Genomic DNA, 17,276 nt, shown 5'->3' on the forward strand with positions numbered 1-17,276 from the left:
GGATCAAAAGATCTCTAGATCACGGTCAACCATGACGGTGACACGTGCGCCTTGATCGACATAGATAACGGGGCCGATAGAGAGGTAGTCGCCAATGACGCTGTCTGTGGCATCGGCCAGGTCATCGCCAACATCCTCGAGCACATCTGCGGCGGCTTCATCTTCAACAGAGGCCGCAGCAGCACTCGGGGCTGCAGAGATGAGAGAAATCAGTGCTGCGGAGCCGAAACGTTCATCAAAGCGGGTGTCGACAAAACCCGTAACACCCGAACGGCCCAGCTCATCACCACCAAAGGAACTGATCCGGATGGTTTGATTGTCTGGCAGGATAATCCGGTCCCAGGCGATGGTGACGCGCTGCTGTGCAATATCTAGCCCCGAGCGATAGCGCCCGATCAGCCGCGACCCGCGTGGGATAAGAAGGCGCGATCCGTCAAAGCTGAAGACATCTTCGGAGACGACCGCGCGGGTTTGGCCGGGCAGGGAGCTGTCGAGAGCCGTTTCCATCACGGCTTGGATCATAGTCCCTTGAATGATGGTGTTGGAAGGATTGGCGATGACTTCGGCTTGTGTGACGGTGGTCGGCAACGCGCCGTTCAACACAAAGTCTGTCACTTCGCCGAATGTGCGCTCGGTAAGCGGTGTTTCGTTCGCTCCTGACGTGCCGCCAAATGCAATTGTAGGGGAGGTAACGCGACGATCCTGAAACGCACGTTCTTCTGCCGCGCGGCGCTCCAGATCAGCCATGCGACGTGCCTCCTCTTCGCGGCGCAACCGTTCTGCCTCGCGCGCAAGGAGGTCTTCTTCAGACGGTCCAATAGGAACCGGCGCAGGCACTGGCCGATTGGCCTCAAGTCGGGCCAACTCCAAGTCCATACGGATTTGTTCCAATTCGCGATCACGCGCCGCCAGTTCGTCCTGAAACAGCTGTTGGGCTGCCTGCGATGCGGTTTGCAAGGTCGCGATCTGAGCTGTTAGCCCATCAATGGCGTCTGCGGCGGCCGTATCTTCTTCTACCACCGGTTCCGGCGCATTGCGCAATTCCTCGATCTGGGCCTGAAGGGCAGCCAGTTGACCAAGAAGTTCTGCGTTGGGCTCAGAAGGTGCGGCGGGGGCTACGACAATTTGCGTTTCCGGGGCAGGGGGCGGCGGAATGGCTTCGATCGCACCAAAGCCGTCACCCTCATTTTGAAACACATCAGGTGTGGCTGTTGGCAACGCCGTTTCTTCGTCTGATCCGGAGATCATGTAGAGGACGGCGCCACCTGCACCAACGAGTGCGACGACGATGACGGCCAGAAGGGGCGAGCGTCTGGCTTTAGGTGAATCCCCGCGATTTCCGCCCTGTTCTAGTGCGGCGAGGCGTTTCTCGAGCTCTGCGTCCCCTGTATCGCTCATGATGACGCCCCTGCGGGTGGGGTTGCTTGAATGCAAACCACCTCATCCCCGAGGCGCAACACCCACTGCGTGTTCAGGCCTGAGACGCGGATCACACCGTCCTCGACGGCTTGCGTGTTTACCGTGCGCTCACGGCTACTGGAGTATCGGAAGATGGCTGGCACAGGCGCATTTCGGGGAAACGCGAAATACGTAAACGTCCCGTCATCCCAGACGCGTGTCGGAGTGAACTGGACCTGCGTGCTAGCTCCATAATTATAGTTGGGGGCTTGCTGGGCAATTGTGCGGGCCGATCTCGCGTCATCATCAGGATAGCGAAACTGGACCACATAGAAGGTGGGGCTTTGGACCTCTTGGACGTTGAAGTAGTAGCTGCGCCGGTTGGTATAGACCGTCACATTGGTATGGACGCCGCGCGCAACTGGCTTGATCGCAAAGGCCTGACCGCCCGGCACACCATCGATTTCAAAACCCTCGGTGTCGCCTGCAATGACCGAGCGAATGCTCTCGCCCTCACCGAATTCGACTGTTGTCACATGTGTGAGGGACACACTGAGACGGTAGACCTGCGCTTCTTGATATGTCGCCAACCGAACGCGACTGTCATTGGGTCCGCCACGCGGAATGGCTTCAGCGATGGCCAAACCCGGCATCACGGCAAGCACGAGAATACTGAACAACTTTGTAAGCAAACTAGTTCTCCAATCTGTCGGAGCGGATGGAATATTCCAAGACGGTGAAGCCGAAGGGGTTGGACCAAACCTGATCGATGGAGCGGCTGGTCTCGGGGCGGAACTCGAAGAGCAGGGTTGCTGTGAAGAGACCGGTCTGGACGCCATTGATTGAGTTCAGGCGCTTGCGCAGGCGGACTGTGGCGCGATTGGTGCCGATCCGGTTGATGCTTAAGACTTCGACATCCAAGCGGCCGCTCGTGCCATAGAGCGTGGGCGGATAGTCTGCATTCGCACTGTTCCAGATTTGGCGCAAAGATGCTTCGGCCGCGCCATCAGAGCGGCGCAGTACACTTCGGACCCGAACATCATTGTCGAGTTGGTTGTAGACTTCGCGATCGCTAATGTAGCGGAAGACTTCCGCCTCGATAATGGCTTGGTTTTCTGTGACGGTCGTTGCCCCGACAGAAGCCTCCGGCAGGGCAAAGCCGGTCGCGGGATCATAAGGCACCACGACAGGCGGCGGATCAATATCGAGGATCGAGACAGCCGCAGCACTCAGACACCCCAGAATGCCAAAGATCAGCCCGATCAAGCCAAGCCGCTGCCAAAGACGTTCACGACGCAGCGCACCGTAAACCAGTTCTTCTTCAATAATGTCTTGTTCACTCGCCATGCATCACGCCTCGGTCTTGGCGTTTCGAAATAAACTGAATCGGTTCTTCGCTGCCTCTCGCTTCGCTCGAACGCGAAAACCGATATTTGATATTGCTGGTCAATTTCGAAACGCCTTAATCAGCACTGAGATCGGGCAAGGTGAAATCCATGAACCGCTGCTCTTCGGCAATGGTGGCGGCATCGATCACACCACCGGTGCCGTCGCCGACGGTTTGAATGGCTTCAAGCTGCCACATGGCAACAAGCGCAATCGCAAGTTCTGCCGTCACGCGCGTATTGAGATCGACGCTTTCTTTTAACTCATCCATGTCGTCGATAAGGCCAACGAGCCGGTCCACGCGCTCAAGCGATTGACCTGCATCGCCATAGCTATTTTGGGCGGCTGCCGAGACCAGCGCGCCAGTTGTGGCTTGGGTCGCAATCCGATTGGCACTTGCGTTCCCGCTGCTGGCCATTTCCGATAGTGTATCGTCATCAAACCCAAGATCGGCCAGAACGCGGTCCATCTGGGTTTCGATCTCGCCTGCGCCCGACCCGGACAAACCAGAAAAGTCCCCGTTCTTGATAGCCTCGATGGTCGCGATGATATCGCCGAACTCTTGGTCGAGGAGGCCGTTAAGCTCGTCCTCCATTTGAGTGCGGATTATTTCCGGCAGTTCGGCAAGACGGGTCAGGGCCTCATAGGTGCGTTGCAGCTCTGCGAGTTGGTCCGTGAGTGTGGCAAGCTGTTCGCGCAGCTGCGTCAGCTGCTCGTTTTGCAGGATCTCGTCTTCGATCATCTGCCGAAGCTGTTGGATATTTTGGGCGATATTCTGGGTGTCGACCACAGGAACGCCTTGCGCGAAGACCGAGGTAGGCGACGCCGCGTGGAACCCCATGGCAAGCGTGCCAACCAAAGCAGTCTTCAAAAGCCATTTGGATCTAAGCATTAGTCCAACTCCTCGATTGTAAAGTTCATAAAGTTGCCTTCGGCCATGCGGGCGGAGGCTTGGGCCAATTCAACCGCGCTCAAGGCCCGTGTTCTTGCCGCTTGCAGGCGAATGCGGGCAGCGACGAGGCGCACGAGTTCAGCGCGGGCGTAGGTGTTAAGCGCCATGCTTTCCGACACGTCCTCTGTCTCGGAAATGCGCTCCACGATGTCACGGATCCGCAAGGCGGCCTGTCTGATGGCGGCAGGGGAATTGTTTCCGTAGAAAGCAGCGCCATGCCCTGTGATCGAGAGGTTGGCATTGGCCAGTAGCGCTGGATCGATTGTTCCCAAGGCTTCGATACCGCCGATCCGGCTGAGATAGAGATTGTAGCGTTCGGGGATGACTGTGACGTAGTGTTGTGTTTCGCGGAACGGGGGCACGCCGCTGTATTCAAACACGCGGCCCGGCCCTGCATTGTAGGCGGCAAGCGCGTTGATGATGTTGCCGTCAAAGGTGTTGAGCTGCGTGGCCAAGTACCGCGCGCCGCCATGTACCTGCAAATAGGGGCTGTCATAGTATGCAGGATTGATCCCGAGGTCGCTCGCAGTGCCCGGCATGATTTGGGTCAGGCCAAATGCGCCAACGGGAGAACGCGCACCGATGGTAAAACGACTTTCCTGCCAAATCAGTGCTTGAAGAAGGGCGCGCCATTGGACGGGAGAGAGACCGGCGCGCCCGACGCCTGCAAAGCCGCTGGTCTCTTGCGCAACGCGGATAATGAGGTGTTCGATATTCTGGGCTGCATCGCCAAACATCTGCGTCCCTGCGGGATTGGGATCAACCTCGCCTGAGCCGTAGACGGCCTCCACCGACCGGGCAGGATCACCACTGCCAGATTCCAAACCGGACACCATTGCGGGCAGGCCTTGGCCGCCAAAGCTTGATTGTGCATCGAGGATACGCGCCAGCGTTTCCAACTGTTCGCGTTCGATCTCGGCAATGAGTTCCTGCACAGTAAGTTTGTCGGCTTGGATCGCAAGATCGACGTCTCGATCGCCCGTCTCTACAATATCGCGTACCGTCAGCCCACTATCATTCGTCGGCACACCTTGGGCATGCGCGAAGCTGACTGCGGTTGAGAGCAAGAACAGAAGGGCAAAACTAGACTTCAACGTCACCCTCCGACCCGTTCATAGGGGTAAAGATGCAATCTGGTGTGACCGGAGCAACCGGCTCGGCCGGGGCGACAGCAGCGCGGAACGTAAAGCAATCGGCTTGAGGTTCTTGATACTGTGCGCAGGAGGCGAGCATACCGAGTGCGGTGAAAAGGATTAATATGCGTGTCATGTGAGTCTCCAAAAATCTGGACGTTCGCGGTAGTCAGCACCAACAAGGGCTTCGCCTTTTTCCATGCCGCCAAGGATGGTGAGGTTGTGGCCGAGTGCGCTGAGGTCGGCATCAACAACGATGGACCCTTGATCGTCGCGAATAAGCGCAAGTCGTGAATTGCTGCCTGTGTTCAGCAACACGTCGAGTTCTTTCTCAAATAGGTTCAGCATGGCGTAGTCAGACGCATGGGCGCGGATGTTGGGTAGCAGGATTTGCGTCGGCACCGCTTCAACGATGGTCTTGCCGGTGCGCGTGCGTTCCAACTGGCTGGCATACTGCGTCATCATCACAGCTACGGTGTTTTGCTTGCGCGCCGTCACCAGCCAATTCGAAAGCCGTTCGGCAAAGTAGGCGTTGTCGAGGGCTTTCCAGGCCTCATCGATGATGATGATCGTGGGTCGGCGGTCTTCAATCTCACGCTCAACGCGGCGGAACAGATAGCTGAGGACGGCCATGCGTTCCTTCTCAGACTCAGAGTCGAGAATGCCAGTAAGATCAAACCCGACCACATCTCCCTCGAGAGAAAACGTATCTTCCAAGGATTGGCCAAATATCCAGCCATAGCGACCATCGCTGGTCCACTCGAGCAGGCGTTGGTGCAAATCGCCGCCATCATCGGTGGAGACAAAGAGCGAGGCAAAGTCCTTCCAATTGCGCAAAGCTGGATCTGTGGCGTTCGCGTTCTGGCGCACAACCTCTTGGATACGGTTGGTTTGAACGGGCGTTAGCGGCTTGTCCGCACGGTAGAGTAGGGTGGCCAGCCAGTCCGAGAGCCAAGCCGTGCCGCGATCGTCAACTTCTGTCCAAAGCGGATTGAGGCCGGAGGCTTGTCCAGCTTTCAAAGCCGCATAGCTGCCCCCGTTGGCGCGGACAGCCATCTCCATACCAAGTCGGTAATCAAAGACGAAGATCCGCGCGCCTGCTCGACGGGCTTGGGTCATGAGGAAGGCGGAAAGGACGGATTTGCCCGATCCCGGCCGTCCCATGATTAAGGTGTGTCCACTGGTAGGTTCTTTGTCTGGGCTGCCTTGCTCATGATAGGAGAACCGATAGGCACTTTGCTCGGGCGTCGGCAGCATGGTGATGACTTTGCCCCAAGGCACGTCGCCCGCCTCTTTCCCGAGTTGCGTGCGATGAAACGCTGCAAAATCTGCAAAGTTGCGGTTGGTGATGGCACTGGCGCGCACGCGCTTGGGTTGGTTGCCGGGGTGTTGGCTGAGATAATGCGCTTTTGCCGCGACCCGCTCGCCCATCATCTTCACGCCTTCAGCAGCGGCGGCGTTGACGATCTCGGCGCTCAGGGTCTGCAGCTCATCAAGCGTGTCGCAGAAGATCGTCACGACCATGTGGTGCTCGCCGAAGCTTTGGCGTTTGGCTTCAAGATCATCAGCGGCGATGTCCAGCGCTTCCATCAGTGACAAGGCGGCGTCCTGTGACGCCTGCATCTGCCGTTTCTGGCGCTTGATCCGGCCCGCCATAAGGTTGGAATTGATTGGTGTGAATGAATGGGTGACGATCATGTCGACTGGCAGGTTCAGCATGTCGAACATCGTGCAGGATGTGGCCTCGGAATATTCGCCGATGGTGAAACTTTTGCCGTAGCGATGGCCAACGACGCCTTCGGATAGCTCGAAGTGATCCTCTAAAAACGTCACACGGGTGTTGGCCACGTTGAACGATAGGAAACCGTAGGTGCTGGCTGGAAAGAGCGGCAGTTCCTGACCGGTATTGAGCGCCCCGAGGAACCCAACCAGTTCACCAGACTTCGCAGGCAACACGCGCGGTTTGAGATCGGCCAGCCCCGAGGCAAAGACATTCACGGCCTCGTTCAGCCGTCGAAGGCGTTTTTGTGTTTCTTCTTTGAAGCGCTCAGGTGCGCTGCGATTGAGAAACGGAAGAAAACTCTTGGATGGCGGACGGTGCATGACTGTGAGCGTCAGTGTTTTGTCGCGCAGCCCGCTGGTTGCCAGCTTCTTGCGCCACTGGCGATCCACTTCGCCTGCAAAGCTCTCGGCGCGCACGGGTTCAAGCTCCGGCGCAATCGCCTTTGAGACCTTATGGACATAATAGCTGAATTCTGGACCCAGCTGCGCGACGATACGGGCAAACAGGGAGGTGACCTTGTCGAGGTAGGCATCATCGGTTGTATAACTGTTGACCCCGTCCAGTCGTATACATTGGAACAATTCGTTCACCCGCGTGCGCACCGTTTGGTCATCGACCAAGCTGACATAGGGCAGCATATGCGCGAGGCGCGTTTCACGCGCGAACCAGGTCGGCGTCAAAGTGCGGGTATCGAGGGCTTCGTCGCTGGTTTCATCACGGGGCATAGCTGTCGCCGCCATGAATTTGCCTGTTTCGGGTGGGGGGTGTTTCCTGCAGCGCCGTCATCATCACGTCGATGAAGCGGGGATCCCAATCGGCCGCTTTCCATAGGAGGGGATAGAGCACGATCGCAACCCCAAGGATCACGATGTGCTGGACCCATACGAACAGCAGCACCGATCCAAAGAGCCAGACCATCGCATACATGATGGGCAGGCCCAAAAGCTTGGGCGGACGCACGAGGCCGAGGAAGAGAGGAGAGCGCTCAGCCATTGTTGCTATCCTGCAAATACGGCTGCGACGATTGTGGGGGCTGCCGCAACACCAGCGATGCCAACCAGAACCCAAAGCGCTTGCCGCAGATCGATGATGTTGAAGAACCAGCTGAGGAACACCCCTAAGACGGCCAGCGTGGCGATCACGACGCCAAGTGGGCCGGTCAGAGCATCGACGATGCCCTGTAGCAAACTTTGAATTGGGGAGAGGTCGATGCTTTGCGCAATTGCAGGGTCTGCGATCAGTAAGAAAAGCGCCAATGATGCCGCGAAAGCGCGTGTAACATGTCTCATGGGTTTGTTCCTTCCAGTCGAGCGACCACCGCCATGACGCGGGCCACATGATTTTGGGTTTCTCGGTAAGGGGGGATGCCGTTGTACTGCCGCACGGCGTCGGGGCCGGCGTTGTAGGCTGCCAATGCAAGACGCGGATCGCCGAATAGCTCCAGCATCATGGCAAGATAGCGGGCGGAACCATCGAGGTTCTGCAGCGGATCACGCGGATCGACACCAAGATCGCGGGCGGTTGCAGGCATCAGCTGTCCAAGGCCAATGGCACTAGCGCTGGAAACGGCACTCTGACGGTAAGCGCTTTCGATTTCTATGTTGGCGCGGAAGAGAACGAGCCAGTCTGAAACCGAAAGTCCCGCGCTGCGCAAACCGGTATGGCTGCCATAACGTAGCGCTGTGGCCTCAATCGCCGTAAGAACATCCGCACGGGGCAGGGGAGCACGCGGCGCGATGGCGGCTATGCGGATTTCTTCTGTTGTTGGGACAACATCAGGTTCATCAAATATAGCCAGCGCATCGGCCGCCGAGCCTTGGCCTACGCCGTCGTTGTAATTCCGTGCAAAGCTGTTTTGGGATTGCGTGGCGGTCAGTGAGCCGTCGCTCTCCATGACCAGAACCATTTGGGCTGAAGCAGGTGGTGCAAGCAGCCAAATGAAGAGAAGGCTAGTCGCTGCCGCCTTTAACGGGTGCATTGAGCTTATGCGTGGTCCGCTGCCCTTCTTCGAGCGGGACATCGGCATGCGAGAAGCCGATACCAACAAGGAAAGACACAACACCCGTGATGGTTTTGAATTCGCGGATTTTGATATCGTTGTGAGTTGTGCGGGTCCGAGCCGTGACCAATAGCTTTTCCACACCGTCGTCAGAAACGGCACGCATAATCCAGATGCCGTAATAGCTCGGACCTTTCTTGTGCGCAGATTCCTGGCACAAGATTTCGGCGCTATAGCCGCTTTCCACAAGTTCGCGGAATCTAGCCTCCGTGACCACATTTGGTGCTTCGACTTCCCAGTTCATGGCTCGGCTCACGCTTTCTCAAAAGGCGTAACGCTGGGCATTTCTACTTGAAGCCCAGAGGTACGATAGTATATTATAATCCGCAAGATATATTTATGTGTTGCGGCTGTACTGTGGTTGCGCACCCATTAGGCATGCAGAGTGGATTCTTTCAAGGTTACATGGTCGTTTTGGCGCAGTCGTATGCAGCAAAATCGCTGTGTGCTCGTTATCGTGTCTCTCATGTTTCTAGCCGATAGTGCGTTAGCAGAAACCTGTTTTGCGCCCTCACGGCCTTTCGTGCCGAACGACCCGCAAGCTGCTCAAGAATACGCAGACCTCATCCGGAACGACTTTGAGGCCTACATTCAGGACATTCAGAGCTATTTCCGCTGCCTTGACAGCGAAAGGGCACGCGCGTTTCAGGAAGCGCGTGAAGTTAGCGAAGAATATGGGCGGTTCTTGGGGTTGGTTGAACGTTAGCCTTGCCCGCCCGGCGGTGGAAATGGCACGCAATCAAATTCTAGGCTTAAGAAGTTCTTGCGCCTCAATATCCAATGCCTCCGCAATCGCTTCGACCATATCGATCGACGCGGCATGCTTTGCGTTCTCGATCTTGCCAATATAGCCGCGATCAATGTCTGCGCGATGTGCAAGGGTTTCTTGGCTGAACCCCTTGGATCGGCGCGCCTCCTGAATATTTAGACCAAGTTGTATCCGTAGCTTCATGCCAAAGGCAGAGCCCGGATGTAGAGTATTTAACCACGCAATATATTCTACATTCGTATGGTAGACTATTGTCTTCGGCTGGTAATTTCCCGAATAGGGGTCCAGCGCCATGATAGGCGAGTACAAAGTGGAGATTGCACGTGAGGGTTGGGCATGAATTTTGACAACGCCATTTTATCAAACGAGGCCGAAGTACCTCTCAGGATTCATGATCAAAAGCATTCAAGTCGAGGCGGTCTCCAGCCAGCGAATTTCTCGCGCCACCGCTCTTAGGTAACCTCTCAAACCCACGAAACCAAGCAGTTTTCTGGCATCCCGACATCCGGCCAGCAAGTCCAAAGTGAATTAGATAGTGACCCATTTTAACGAAGAAGCATCACCCATTGCTCGGCTGATTGGACCCGATGGCAAGCACACGGTTGGTTGGGTGTACGCCTGGGAGATTTCTGAGCTGTCGATCCTTTGGATTGGCAAGAAAGGCGCCGCCGCGTTCATTGATCCTGAATTATGCCCAGAGGTGATAGCGAGGGCCAAAAAAACGTCACCAGTAGATGTGATTGCCCTTCTTGGCGTTCTTCGAAAGCCGTCAAGCAATAGCAGCTGATAGTGGGCTAGCTGATTGAAAGAGAACCAAATTCGCAAAAGCGCACACATGTTAGGTTTGCTGGCGGAGGTCCTCGTAAACAAGCATGGGTAACGGTCAGAAAGATCGGCAAGTGCCGTCTGTGCCATCAATGCATCTCCATCTGCCTGTTCACTGTCCCATCATGTCGGAGCGCCAAGGCCGGGGCAATTTTTAGAGGTGCCCTTTTGAGGGTCCATTGGAATCAGACCAACAGAAAGTGGAATAGGCCCTTTGCGACTGGCTTTCCCTCATCTTCGAGCCAGGCAATGGTTTCGACGCTTGCCATTCGCCGACCTTTACGCGAGACCGTGGCGCGTGTGTTCAACGTGCCCGGCAGCCCGGGTCGAAGATAGTCAACGGTCAGATTGATCGGTTTCGATGGAGGTGATTCTAGATCATCCAACACGGTCAACGAGGCAATTGCTTCCATAAAACTTGCAATTATCCCGCCATGATATGTATCAAGTACGGGGTTGCCTATGTGTCGCTGTTCGAATGGCATACGTGCCACAAAATGCGTGTCGTTGGCTTCAGTTACTGAAAAACCCAAGTGACGGAAGAACGGCACACGATCACATCGCGCCTGTATGTCGCTGAGCTTCATCCGCCTGGGCCTCCTGTATTCATTTTATCCAACAAACTGCCCTTTCCGCGTGTCAGGGCAAAGGTTGCCGATCCTCGGGCGACCTCTTCGCAATCAGCGGTGTCAAACCAGATTTTTCCGGTTCCGAATGCGATGTGTCGGGTCTGCCGATAGCAATCGGCAAACACAATGACGTCGGCACGCGAACTTGCCGGGCGCAGATAGTCGACACGCAGATCGAGGGTTGCCATTGTCTGGACGTCGTCGATCGCCAGAAAGTTGGCTAGCCCAAAGGCGCTGTCCAGGAGTGCTGTCAGGACACCGCCGTGCAACATTGTGCCTTCTTCATCCAAACAGAAATCTGGGTTGAATGGCATCCGTATTTCAACGCCTTGCCGGTCGGCGCGTTCGATCTTTAAGTCCATCTCGGCGATCAGGCCCTTGGCCCTCGAATTCCAGACGCTTGCGATCATCGCAAACCGTTCTGCATCTTTGGTATCACTCATTGCAGCATGCCCTATTTCCCCGAATATGTCGGCTGACGCTTTTCCAGGAAAGCCGACAGTGCTTCGTGATGGTCACCGGTTTGGTGCATGAGTGCCTGATAGGCGGCAGCGGTGTTCAGAAAATCAGGCAGATCCATGCGCTCGGCATTACGCAACAACCTTTTGGCGGTGCGCACCGTGCGCGGCGGCTTGGCGGCAATGACGGCGGCTTTTGCGCGCGCCCTGGCCATCAGATCGTTGTGGGGCACAACCTCTAGCACCATATCAAGGTCCAGCGCTTCGGCCGCGTCTATCATCCGCGCCGAAAACGTCAGTTCGGCTGCCATCTGATAGCCCAGCCGACGGATCAGAAACCAACTGCCCGCATCGCCGGGGATAATCCCCAGGTTGAGGAAGACTTCACCGAACTTTGCCTTCTCCGAGGCGATCCGCATGTCGCACATCATGGTCAGGTCACACCCGGCACCGACCGCCGCGCCGTTCACAGCAGCGATTGTCGGAACATCCAGATTATAAAGCGCGATCAGGATACGCTGAATTCCATTGATATAGCTCTCCGCGACGTCAAGAGGCGGTAGACCAAATTGATCGGTTTTGTTGTGCATGGCCTTAATGTCGCCACCGGCGCAAAAGGCGGACCCCGCCCCGGTCAGGACCATCACGCTGACATCCGGGTTGCGCTGCACCTGATCAAAGACGTCCAGCATAGCCTCGATCATGTTATTGCCGGTGATCGGGTTGCGCCGGTCGGGGTCGTTCAGGGTGACCGTTGCAATACGGTCTTTAATGTCTAGCAGGACGATCGGATCGGTCATCTGCGTTCCTTTTCAGTGTGGGGTGGGGCAGTTATTCTTTGCCGTCGCCGCGTTTTCTTTGTTCAAACAGTTCAGGGTTGATCATATCGCGGGCGTCGTGGCCCAGGTGAAGCGTTTCACCGCCATCGACGTAAACATCCTCGCCAGTGATGAAGCCACCCAACCTGGAGGCAAGATAGATGATCATGCCCGATATATCTTCGGCTGTGCCCATCCTGTTCAGGACCGAGCGGTTCAGCATTTGCCACTGCTCGGACGTAATCGGATAGCGGCCAAGGGCGTCGGTCTTGATTGTGCCGGGAGCGACACAGTTCAGCCGGATGCCATATTCGCCCCATTCGGCCGCCAGCGTTTTCATCATGCCGGTGACACCGGCACGCGCCGCAACGGTGTGGGTAAATCCGGTTAGTGCCGTGCGTGCGGAAATCGCTGTGACGAACACCACCGACCCGCCGCGTTCAAACATGAAATGATCGGCCGCCGCACGCGTCATCTGCCACGAACCGATGAGGTTGTTGCGGATCACCGCCTCGAACCCTTTGTTGGTAATGTCACGTGCTGCGGCGATATATTGGCCGCCCGCATTGTTGACCAGCACGTCCAGCTGTCCGTAGTGGTCCTTGATCTTCAGCATGGCGGCTTCGATGGTGTCCTCGTCGCGGGTGTCGCCGGGCACGACAAAGGCGTCGCCGCCACGCGCGCGGATCATTTTGGCGGTTTCTTCCAATGGTTCCGACCGGCGTGCGAACAGGGCCAGTCGCGCCCCGCAACCGGCCATTTCCAGCGCGGTTGCCCGCCCCATGCCAGAGCCCGATCCGGTGACAAGCGCCACCTGACCGGCCATCAGGTCGGGCGCATAACGTGGGTGTGTCTGTGAAATCATGTTGCTAGCCCGTCAGTTTTTCAGAAGTTCGCCAGAGATGATCAGCTTGCGCACTTCCTGCGTGCCTGCACCGACCTCGAGAACCCGGCCAGTGCGGTAGAGCCGGTTCACCTCGGTGTCGCGCATATAGCCCGCGCCACCGTGAATTTGCACCGCCCTGTCCAGCACAAACGATGTCGCCGCAGCGGCTTTAAAAACCGCAGCGGCGGTCAATTTGTGAATCTCGCCGCGCCCACCTGCGCCCTCTTCGAGACCCTCGCACATTGCCGCAGTACGAAAGGACAGCGTCCGGGCGACCTCTATTTCTGTGTACATGTCGGCCAACATCCCCTGAACCATCTGGAAACTGGCGATTGGCTTTCCAAATTGCTGCCGCGTCTTGGCATAGTCGATGGATATCTCCAGAGCGCGACGGGCGATACCCATTGCGTTAAAACAGACAATTGCGCGCTCTAGATCAAGCCCGCTCATGGTGATGGCAACGCCTGTATCGGGCAGGCCCACCATATTTTCCACGGGGACACGGCACTCATCAAAAACCAACTCGCCGGTAGGCGAGCCGCGAAAGCCCATTTTGTTCAGCTTTTGAGCGACGTTGAAGCCGGGTGTCCCCGCTTCAACGATGAACGCAGAAATCCCCTTGGCACCTTTTTCTGGCGAGGTTTTGGCGTAAACAAGAACGATGTCTGCGATCGGACCGTTGGTGATATAGATTTTGGTGCCGTTCAGGACGTAGTCGCCGCCATCCTTGCGGGCGGTGGTGCGCATCGAGCCTAGGGCGTCCGACCCGGCACCCGGTTCGGTCAGCCCCAATGCACCAATCAGTTTGCCTTCACATAGCCCCGGCAAGAATTTGCGCCGCAGTTCATCATTGGCGTTACGATAAATGTTGTTGACGCACAGATTGTCATGCGCGACCTGGCTAAGGCCGATCGCGGCGTTTGCACGAGACAGCTCTTCGGTGATGACACAAGCCGATGTAAAATCGAGCCCGGCACCGCCGTATTCGGGCGAAACATTTAAGCCAAGATACCCCATCTCCCCCAGCTTCGGGAAAACCGATGCGGGCAGGTCGTCAGTGTCATCCATTTCTGCGTTCAGGTGGTGGAATTCAGACTGGAAAAATCGGTGGGCCTGATCAGCAAGGGCCTGTTGGTCGGTGGTGACAAAGTGGCTGGGTGCGTTGTTGCGCAGATGCGTGGTCATGTTCTTGCTCCTATCCGCGCAAAAGTTCTTCGGCGATGATGATCTTACGCACCTCGCTCGTGCCGGCACCGATCTCCAACAGCTTGTTGGCGCGGTACAGGCGGTTGATCTCAGTGTCTTGCATATAGCCGGACCCACCATGGATGTGGCAGGCTGCTGTGACAGACCGGTTGAAGGCTTCGGCGGCATAAAGGCAGGCAGCGGCAGTCAGCTTGTGAATTTCACCGCGCCCGCCCGCGCCTCTTGGCAAGCCAACACAGGCGGCCAGCGCGCGATAGCTCATGGCGCGCGCGCTTTCGACATCGACATAAATTTCGGCCAGTTTGGACTGCATCATCTGGAACTGTGAAATTGGCTTGCCGAACTGCTCACGCAGCTGCGAGTATTCCAGTGCCAGTTCCAATGCCCGTTCGGCCATACCCACGCACATTGACGCAACCATGGCGCGCTCTAGGTCCAGCCCACTCATTACCACTGAAACGCCAGTGTTTTCCGCCCCGATCATATTACCGGCGGGCACGCGGCAATCCTGGAAAACAAGCTCGCCAGTGGGAGAGCCGCGAAAGCCCATTTTGTCGAGTTTCTGCGCCACCGTGAAGCCGGGTGTAGCCGTTTCGACAATAAAGGCGGAAATGCCCTTGGCACCTTTGGATTTGTCGGTCTTGGCATAAACGAGGACGATATCTGCGATCGGTCCATTGGTGATATAGATTTTGGTGCCGTTCAGCACATAGTCGTCGCCGTCGCGCACCGCAGTCGTCGCCATAGACCCCAGTGCGTCCGACCCGGCACCCGGCTCTGTCAGTCCAAGCGCTCCGACCAGTGTGCCGTTGCACAGGCCGGGAACGTATTGTTCGATCTGGCCTTGCGACCCGTTGCGCAGAAGGTTGTTCAGACACAGATTGTCATGCGCCCCGTGTGACAGACCCACGGCCGGGTTCCATTTCGACAAGATTTCCGACACCAGGGCCTGAGTGAACTCATCCTGGCCGCTGCCGCCGAGTTCAACCGGTGCCGTAATCCCCAGCAGGCCCAGCTCTCCCATTTTTGAAAATAGATCTTCTGGCCACCATTCCTCGGCATCCATCTTTTCCTGTAACGGATGCAGGATTTCACGCGCCACACGATCGACATGGTCGATGATGGCGCGCTGTTCGTCGTTCAGGGCGTAATTGGCTTTGATCGCGGCGATATCTTTAATCGACGGTCCAGTGTGAGCGTTCATTTTCGTCCTTCCGGAGTGGACCCGTTGTCTGGCCATCAAGGAAAATCAAACATATGTTAGAAAAAAGATCAAGGGCCGACGTTACGCCAAGCCGCAACGTCGGCAGAGTATCTTTGCCAATGTTGAAGCTTTCATGAACGATCTACGTTTCCGGTCGGGTTAGCTCTTGCAATTCGATTGCCCCTGGATCGGCGCGTAATGACGATTCCAGAACGTGCCGCTGGATTTTACCGCTGGTTGACCTTGGAAAATCCTCAAAGGCAATAAAGTGAATTTCGCGGGGTAACTTGTAGGTCGCGAGCGAGGCGCGGCAGGCGGCCATTAGCGTGTCCTGGGTTGCAGTGTCGCCAGAGCGTGAGACAAAAGCCACCGGCGCTTCGCCCCAGCGATCGTCAGGCACCCGGACTACGGCTGCGTCGGTGACGTTGGGATCGGCCATCAGCACGCGTTCGATCTCGGCGGGGTAGACGTTTTCGCCGCCGGTCTTGATGAGATATTTCGCCCGGTCAGCGAAACCCAGTGTTCCGTCTGCATTGCGTCGGAACACGTCGCCCAAGTGGAACCAACCATCGCGAAACGCCTCGGTATTGGTGGCGTCTGCATTCCAATAGCCGGAAAACAACGTCGGCCCGCGCATCAACAGCTCTCCGGGGGTGCCGACAGGCACGTCCTGGTCGGTTTCGTCAACCAGACGTATTTCACAAAATGCGCTAATTTGCTTGGACAGGATTTGAGGCGTTACGCCAATCGGGATTGTAGAGCGCGTGGCGGGTGGCAACCCGGTTTCGGTAGAGCCAAAACTGTTCAGATAAGGCGCATTCAATAACGTGGTAATCTCGGAGATCTGATGCGGCGGAACTAGATCTGCCATGGCACCGCAGACTCGAATACCTATGGGTGTAATTCCTTTTTCTTTAAAATGGGCGATGAATGATTCGATCATGCCGGGGATCAGAACCAGCCAGCCAATGCGATGCGTTTCAATGGACCTGCATATAGCTTCCGGATCATAGCCGTCGATCATAACTACGGTGCCACCGCGCAAAAGCGTGGACAGAGCGTGATCGGTCGAGGCCATATGAAACATTGGAGCCCAAGCGACAAATGCGTCCGTTGGGGCAAGGCCTAGTTCGGCGGCAAAGACTGACGCGCGGGCAATCATCGCTCGATGGCTTAGGACTGCCCCCTTGGGCAGGCCAGTGGTGCCGCTGGTATACAGAATGACCAGCCCGTTTTCGGGGTCTTGTGTGACCGGGGTGAAATGGGGGGCCTGCGTCAGGGCGTCCTCGTATTCGCGGCCCAAGGTCAGTGTCGGGATATTCGGGGTCTGGTCGAGCAATTCCTGCAGATCGAGTTCGGTAATAATCAGGCGCGGGGAAACCAGAGTTACGCAATGGCGCAATTCCGCGGCCAGAAGCCGCCAGTTCAGGCAAGCGACGATCAAGCCCGTGGCGGCGGCGGCCAGTTGGACCTCGACATATTCGCGTCGGTTGCGTGACAATACTGCGATTCGCTCTCCGGTGTTCAGGCCGAGTCCCGCGAAGTGCCCGGCCAGCTGGTCGACACGACAAAGCAAAGCGGCATAAGTCGTCCGTTCGTCAGAGTCCTCGATTGCGATGGCATCTGGTAAAGCTGACCCACGATTGCGGAAAAGCTGGTAAACATCCGTCCGTGATGCGCTTTGAGGTGCATGCCCGAGGGACGCTACGGTGCCGCTGCTCAACTGGTTCAGAGGGGCCTTGCACATAGCTTTTCTCCACCTATTGTAAT

The 17,276-nt window shown here is 56.7% G+C and carries 21 protein-coding genes; 2 read left to right on the forward strand and 19 right to left on the reverse strand.

Features of this window, described 5'->3' with window-relative positions; all coding sequences use genetic code 11:
* Positions 1-3: 3 nt before the first annotated feature.
* The 11 genes from KZZ06_RS17315 to KZZ06_RS17365 form a co-directional block, all read right to left on the reverse strand.
* Positions 4-1,398 (reverse strand): TrbI/VirB10 family protein, encoded by a 1,395-nt coding sequence (locus tag KZZ06_RS17315; RefSeq protein WP_089423397.1) that lies wholly within the window; start codon positions 1,396-1,398, stop codon positions 4-6.
* Positions 1,395-2,051, reverse strand: coding sequence for a TrbG/VirB9 family P-type conjugative transfer protein (locus KZZ06_RS17320; protein ID WP_089423441.1), 657 nt, complete (start codon positions 2,049-2,051; stop codon positions 1,395-1,397). The genes KZZ06_RS17315 and KZZ06_RS17320 overlap by 4 nt, the downstream gene beginning before the upstream one ends.
* A gap of 40 nt (positions 2,052-2,091) precedes the next feature.
* Positions 2,092-2,745: a virB8 family protein gene (locus tag KZZ06_RS17325; protein WP_089423396.1), complete on the reverse strand. Its 654-nt coding sequence runs from the start codon at positions 2,743-2,745 to the stop codon at positions 2,092-2,094.
* A 115-nt stretch (positions 2,746-2,860) separates the two neighbouring features.
* Entirely contained in the window at positions 2,861-3,625 is a 765-nt protein-coding gene (locus KZZ06_RS17330; protein WP_198362929.1) for a type IV secretion system protein, read from the reverse strand.
* A gap of 50 nt (positions 3,626-3,675) precedes the next feature.
* Positions 3,676-4,764, reverse strand: coding sequence for a lytic transglycosylase domain-containing protein (locus KZZ06_RS17335; RefSeq protein WP_219581320.1), 1,089 nt, complete (start codon positions 4,762-4,764; stop codon positions 3,676-3,678).
* A 55-nt stretch (positions 4,765-4,819) separates the two neighbouring features.
* On the reverse strand, positions 4,820-5,005 hold the full coding sequence (locus KZZ06_RS17340) for a hypothetical protein (RefSeq protein ID WP_219581307.1): 186 nt from the start codon (positions 5,003-5,005) through the stop codon (positions 4,820-4,822).
* Positions 5,002-7,377 carry a type IV secretion system protein B4 gene (locus KZZ06_RS17345; protein ID WP_219581308.1) on the reverse strand — a complete coding sequence of 792 codons (2,376 nt, stop codon included), beginning with the start codon at positions 7,375-7,377 and terminating at the stop codon, positions 5,002-5,004. The genes KZZ06_RS17340 and KZZ06_RS17345 overlap by 4 nt, the downstream gene beginning before the upstream one ends.
* The gene (locus KZZ06_RS17350) at positions 7,367-7,645 is read right to left on the reverse strand and encodes a type IV secretion system protein VirB3 (RefSeq protein WP_219581309.1); all 279 of its coding nucleotides are present in this window, start codon (positions 7,643-7,645) and stop codon (positions 7,367-7,369) included. Before KZZ06_RS17350 ends, KZZ06_RS17345 begins: the two co-directional genes overlap by 11 nt.
* A gap of 5 nt (positions 7,646-7,650) precedes the next feature.
* Positions 7,651-7,941, reverse strand: a complete 291-nt coding sequence (locus tag KZZ06_RS17355; RefSeq protein ID WP_219581310.1) for a TrbC/VirB2 family protein — start codon at positions 7,939-7,941, stop codon at positions 7,651-7,653.
* A complete protein-coding gene (locus KZZ06_RS17360; protein ID WP_219581311.1) occupies positions 7,938-8,558 on the reverse strand; it encodes a lytic transglycosylase domain-containing protein in 621 nt (206 codons plus the stop codon). The genes KZZ06_RS17355 and KZZ06_RS17360 overlap by 4 nt, the downstream gene beginning before the upstream one ends.
* A gap of 43 nt (positions 8,559-8,601) precedes the next feature.
* Complete coding sequence (locus KZZ06_RS17365; protein ID WP_138925323.1) at positions 8,602-8,955, reverse strand: hypothetical protein; 354 nt, start codon at positions 8,953-8,955, stop codon at positions 8,602-8,604.
* Between the two features lie 222 nt (positions 8,956-9,177).
* Here KZZ06_RS17365 and KZZ06_RS22580 point away from each other — a divergent pair, with 222 nt between their 5' ends.
* Positions 9,178-9,417 carry a hypothetical protein gene (locus KZZ06_RS22580; protein ID WP_138925368.1) on the forward strand — a complete coding sequence of 80 codons (240 nt, stop codon included), beginning with the start codon at positions 9,178-9,180 and terminating at the stop codon, positions 9,415-9,417.
* Between the two features lie 33 nt (positions 9,418-9,450).
* Here KZZ06_RS22580 and KZZ06_RS17370 read toward each other — a convergent pair whose 3' ends face one another.
* Positions 9,451-9,663 carry a helix-turn-helix domain-containing protein gene (locus KZZ06_RS17370; protein WP_138925367.1) on the reverse strand — a complete coding sequence of 71 codons (213 nt, stop codon included), beginning with the start codon at positions 9,661-9,663 and terminating at the stop codon, positions 9,451-9,453.
* A 352-nt stretch (positions 9,664-10,015) separates the two neighbouring features.
* Here KZZ06_RS17370 and KZZ06_RS17375 point away from each other — a divergent pair, with 352 nt between their 5' ends.
* Positions 10,016-10,267 carry a hypothetical protein gene (locus KZZ06_RS17375; protein WP_138925322.1) on the forward strand — a complete coding sequence of 84 codons (252 nt, stop codon included), beginning with the start codon at positions 10,016-10,018 and terminating at the stop codon, positions 10,265-10,267.
* A 223-nt stretch (positions 10,268-10,490) separates the two neighbouring features.
* Here the strand turns inward: KZZ06_RS17375 and KZZ06_RS17380 are convergent, their stop codons facing one another.
* From KZZ06_RS17380 to KZZ06_RS17410, 7 genes are all read right to left on the reverse strand, one after another.
* A complete protein-coding gene (locus tag KZZ06_RS17380) occupies positions 10,491-10,892 on the reverse strand; it encodes a PaaI family thioesterase (RefSeq protein WP_138925321.1) in 402 nt (133 codons plus the stop codon).
* On the reverse strand, positions 10,889-11,377 hold the full coding sequence (locus KZZ06_RS17385; RefSeq protein ID WP_089423374.1) for a PaaI family thioesterase: 489 nt from the start codon (positions 11,375-11,377) through the stop codon (positions 10,889-10,891). The genes KZZ06_RS17380 and KZZ06_RS17385 overlap by 4 nt, the downstream gene beginning before the upstream one ends.
* Positions 11,378-11,388: 11 nt before the next feature.
* On the reverse strand, positions 11,389-12,192 hold the full coding sequence (locus KZZ06_RS17390; protein ID WP_219581312.1) for an enoyl-CoA hydratase-related protein: 804 nt from the start codon (positions 12,190-12,192) through the stop codon (positions 11,389-11,391).
* A 31-nt stretch (positions 12,193-12,223) separates the two neighbouring features.
* Positions 12,224-13,075, reverse strand: a complete 852-nt coding sequence (locus KZZ06_RS17395) for an SDR family NAD(P)-dependent oxidoreductase (protein WP_138925320.1) — start codon at positions 13,073-13,075, stop codon at positions 12,224-12,226.
* A gap of 12 nt (positions 13,076-13,087) precedes the next feature.
* On the reverse strand, positions 13,088-14,281 hold the full coding sequence (locus KZZ06_RS17400; RefSeq protein WP_219581313.1) for an acyl-CoA dehydrogenase family protein: 1,194 nt from the start codon (positions 14,279-14,281) through the stop codon (positions 13,088-13,090).
* Between the two features lie 10 nt (positions 14,282-14,291).
* Complete coding sequence (locus KZZ06_RS17405) at positions 14,292-15,506, reverse strand: acyl-CoA dehydrogenase family protein (RefSeq protein WP_219581314.1); 1,215 nt, start codon at positions 15,504-15,506, stop codon at positions 14,292-14,294.
* Positions 15,507-15,648: 142 nt separating this feature from the next.
* A complete protein-coding gene (locus KZZ06_RS17410) occupies positions 15,649-17,253 on the reverse strand; it encodes a class I adenylate-forming enzyme family protein (protein ID WP_138925317.1) in 1,605 nt (534 codons plus the stop codon).
* Positions 17,254-17,276: the final 23 nt, after the last annotated feature.

Source organism: Sulfitobacter sp. CW3 (assembly GCF_019392245.1).
In the GTDB taxonomy this organism is placed as follows: Bacteria; Pseudomonadota; Alphaproteobacteria; order Rhodobacterales; family Rhodobacteraceae; genus Sulfitobacter.

Bases quoted from the DNA above. Each gene is read 5' to 3' on its own strand.
- KZZ06_RS17405 (WP_219581314.1), bottom strand. From the start codon at position 15,506: ATGAACGCTCACACTGGACCGTCGATTAAAGATATCGCCGCGATCAAA.
- KZZ06_RS17325 (WP_089423396.1), bottom strand. From the start codon at position 2,745: ATGGCGAGTGAACAAGACATTATTGAAGAAGAACTGGTTTACGGTGCG.
- KZZ06_RS17410 (WP_138925317.1), bottom strand. From the start codon at position 17,253: ATGTGCAAGGCCCCTCTGAACCAGTTGAGCAGCGGCACCGTAGCGTCC.
- KZZ06_RS17340 (WP_219581307.1), bottom strand. From the start codon at position 5,005: ATGACACGCATATTAATCCTTTTCACCGCACTCGGTATGCTCGCCTCC.
- KZZ06_RS17395 (WP_138925320.1), bottom strand. From the start codon at position 13,075: ATGATTTCACAGACACACCCACGTTATGCGCCCGACCTGATGGCCGGT.
- KZZ06_RS17385 (WP_089423374.1), bottom strand. From the start codon at position 11,377: ATGAGTGATACCAAAGATGCAGAACGGTTTGCGATGATCGCAAGCGTC.
- KZZ06_RS17320 (WP_089423441.1), bottom strand. From the start codon at position 2,051: ATGCCGGGTTTGGCCATCGCTGAAGCCATTCCGCGTGGCGGACCCAAT.
- KZZ06_RS17330 (WP_198362929.1), bottom strand. From the start codon at position 3,625: ATGGGGTTCCACGCGGCGTCGCCTACCTCGGTCTTCGCGCAAGGCGTT.
- KZZ06_RS17315 (WP_089423397.1), bottom strand. From the start codon at position 1,398: ATGAGCGATACAGGGGACGCAGAGCTCGAGAAACGCCTCGCCGCACTA.
- KZZ06_RS17370 (WP_138925367.1), bottom strand. From the start codon at position 9,663: ATGAAGCTACGGATACAACTTGGTCTAAATATTCAGGAGGCGCGCCGA.
- KZZ06_RS17400 (WP_219581313.1), bottom strand. From the start codon at position 14,281: ATGACCACGCATCTGCGCAACAACGCACCCAGCCACTTTGTCACCACC.
- KZZ06_RS17365 (WP_138925323.1), bottom strand. From the start codon at position 8,955: ATGAACTGGGAAGTCGAAGCACCAAATGTGGTCACGGAGGCTAGATTC.
- KZZ06_RS22580 (WP_138925368.1), top strand. From the start codon at position 9,178: ATGTTTCTAGCCGATAGTGCGTTAGCAGAAACCTGTTTTGCGCCCTCA.
- KZZ06_RS17380 (WP_138925321.1), bottom strand. From the start codon at position 10,892: ATGAAGCTCAGCGACATACAGGCGCGATGTGATCGTGTGCCGTTCTTC.
- KZZ06_RS17345 (WP_219581308.1), bottom strand. From the start codon at position 7,377: ATGCCCCGTGATGAAACCAGCGACGAAGCCCTCGATACCCGCACTTTG.
- KZZ06_RS17350 (WP_219581309.1), bottom strand. From the start codon at position 7,645: ATGGCTGAGCGCTCTCCTCTCTTCCTCGGCCTCGTGCGTCCGCCCAAG.
- KZZ06_RS17390 (WP_219581312.1), bottom strand. From the start codon at position 12,192: ATGACCGATCCGATCGTCCTGCTAGACATTAAAGACCGTATTGCAACG.
- KZZ06_RS17360 (WP_219581311.1), bottom strand. From the start codon at position 8,558: ATGGTTCTGGTCATGGAGAGCGACGGCTCACTGACCGCCACGCAATCC.
- KZZ06_RS17355 (WP_219581310.1), bottom strand. From the start codon at position 7,941: ATGAGACATGTTACACGCGCTTTCGCGGCATCATTGGCGCTTTTCTTA.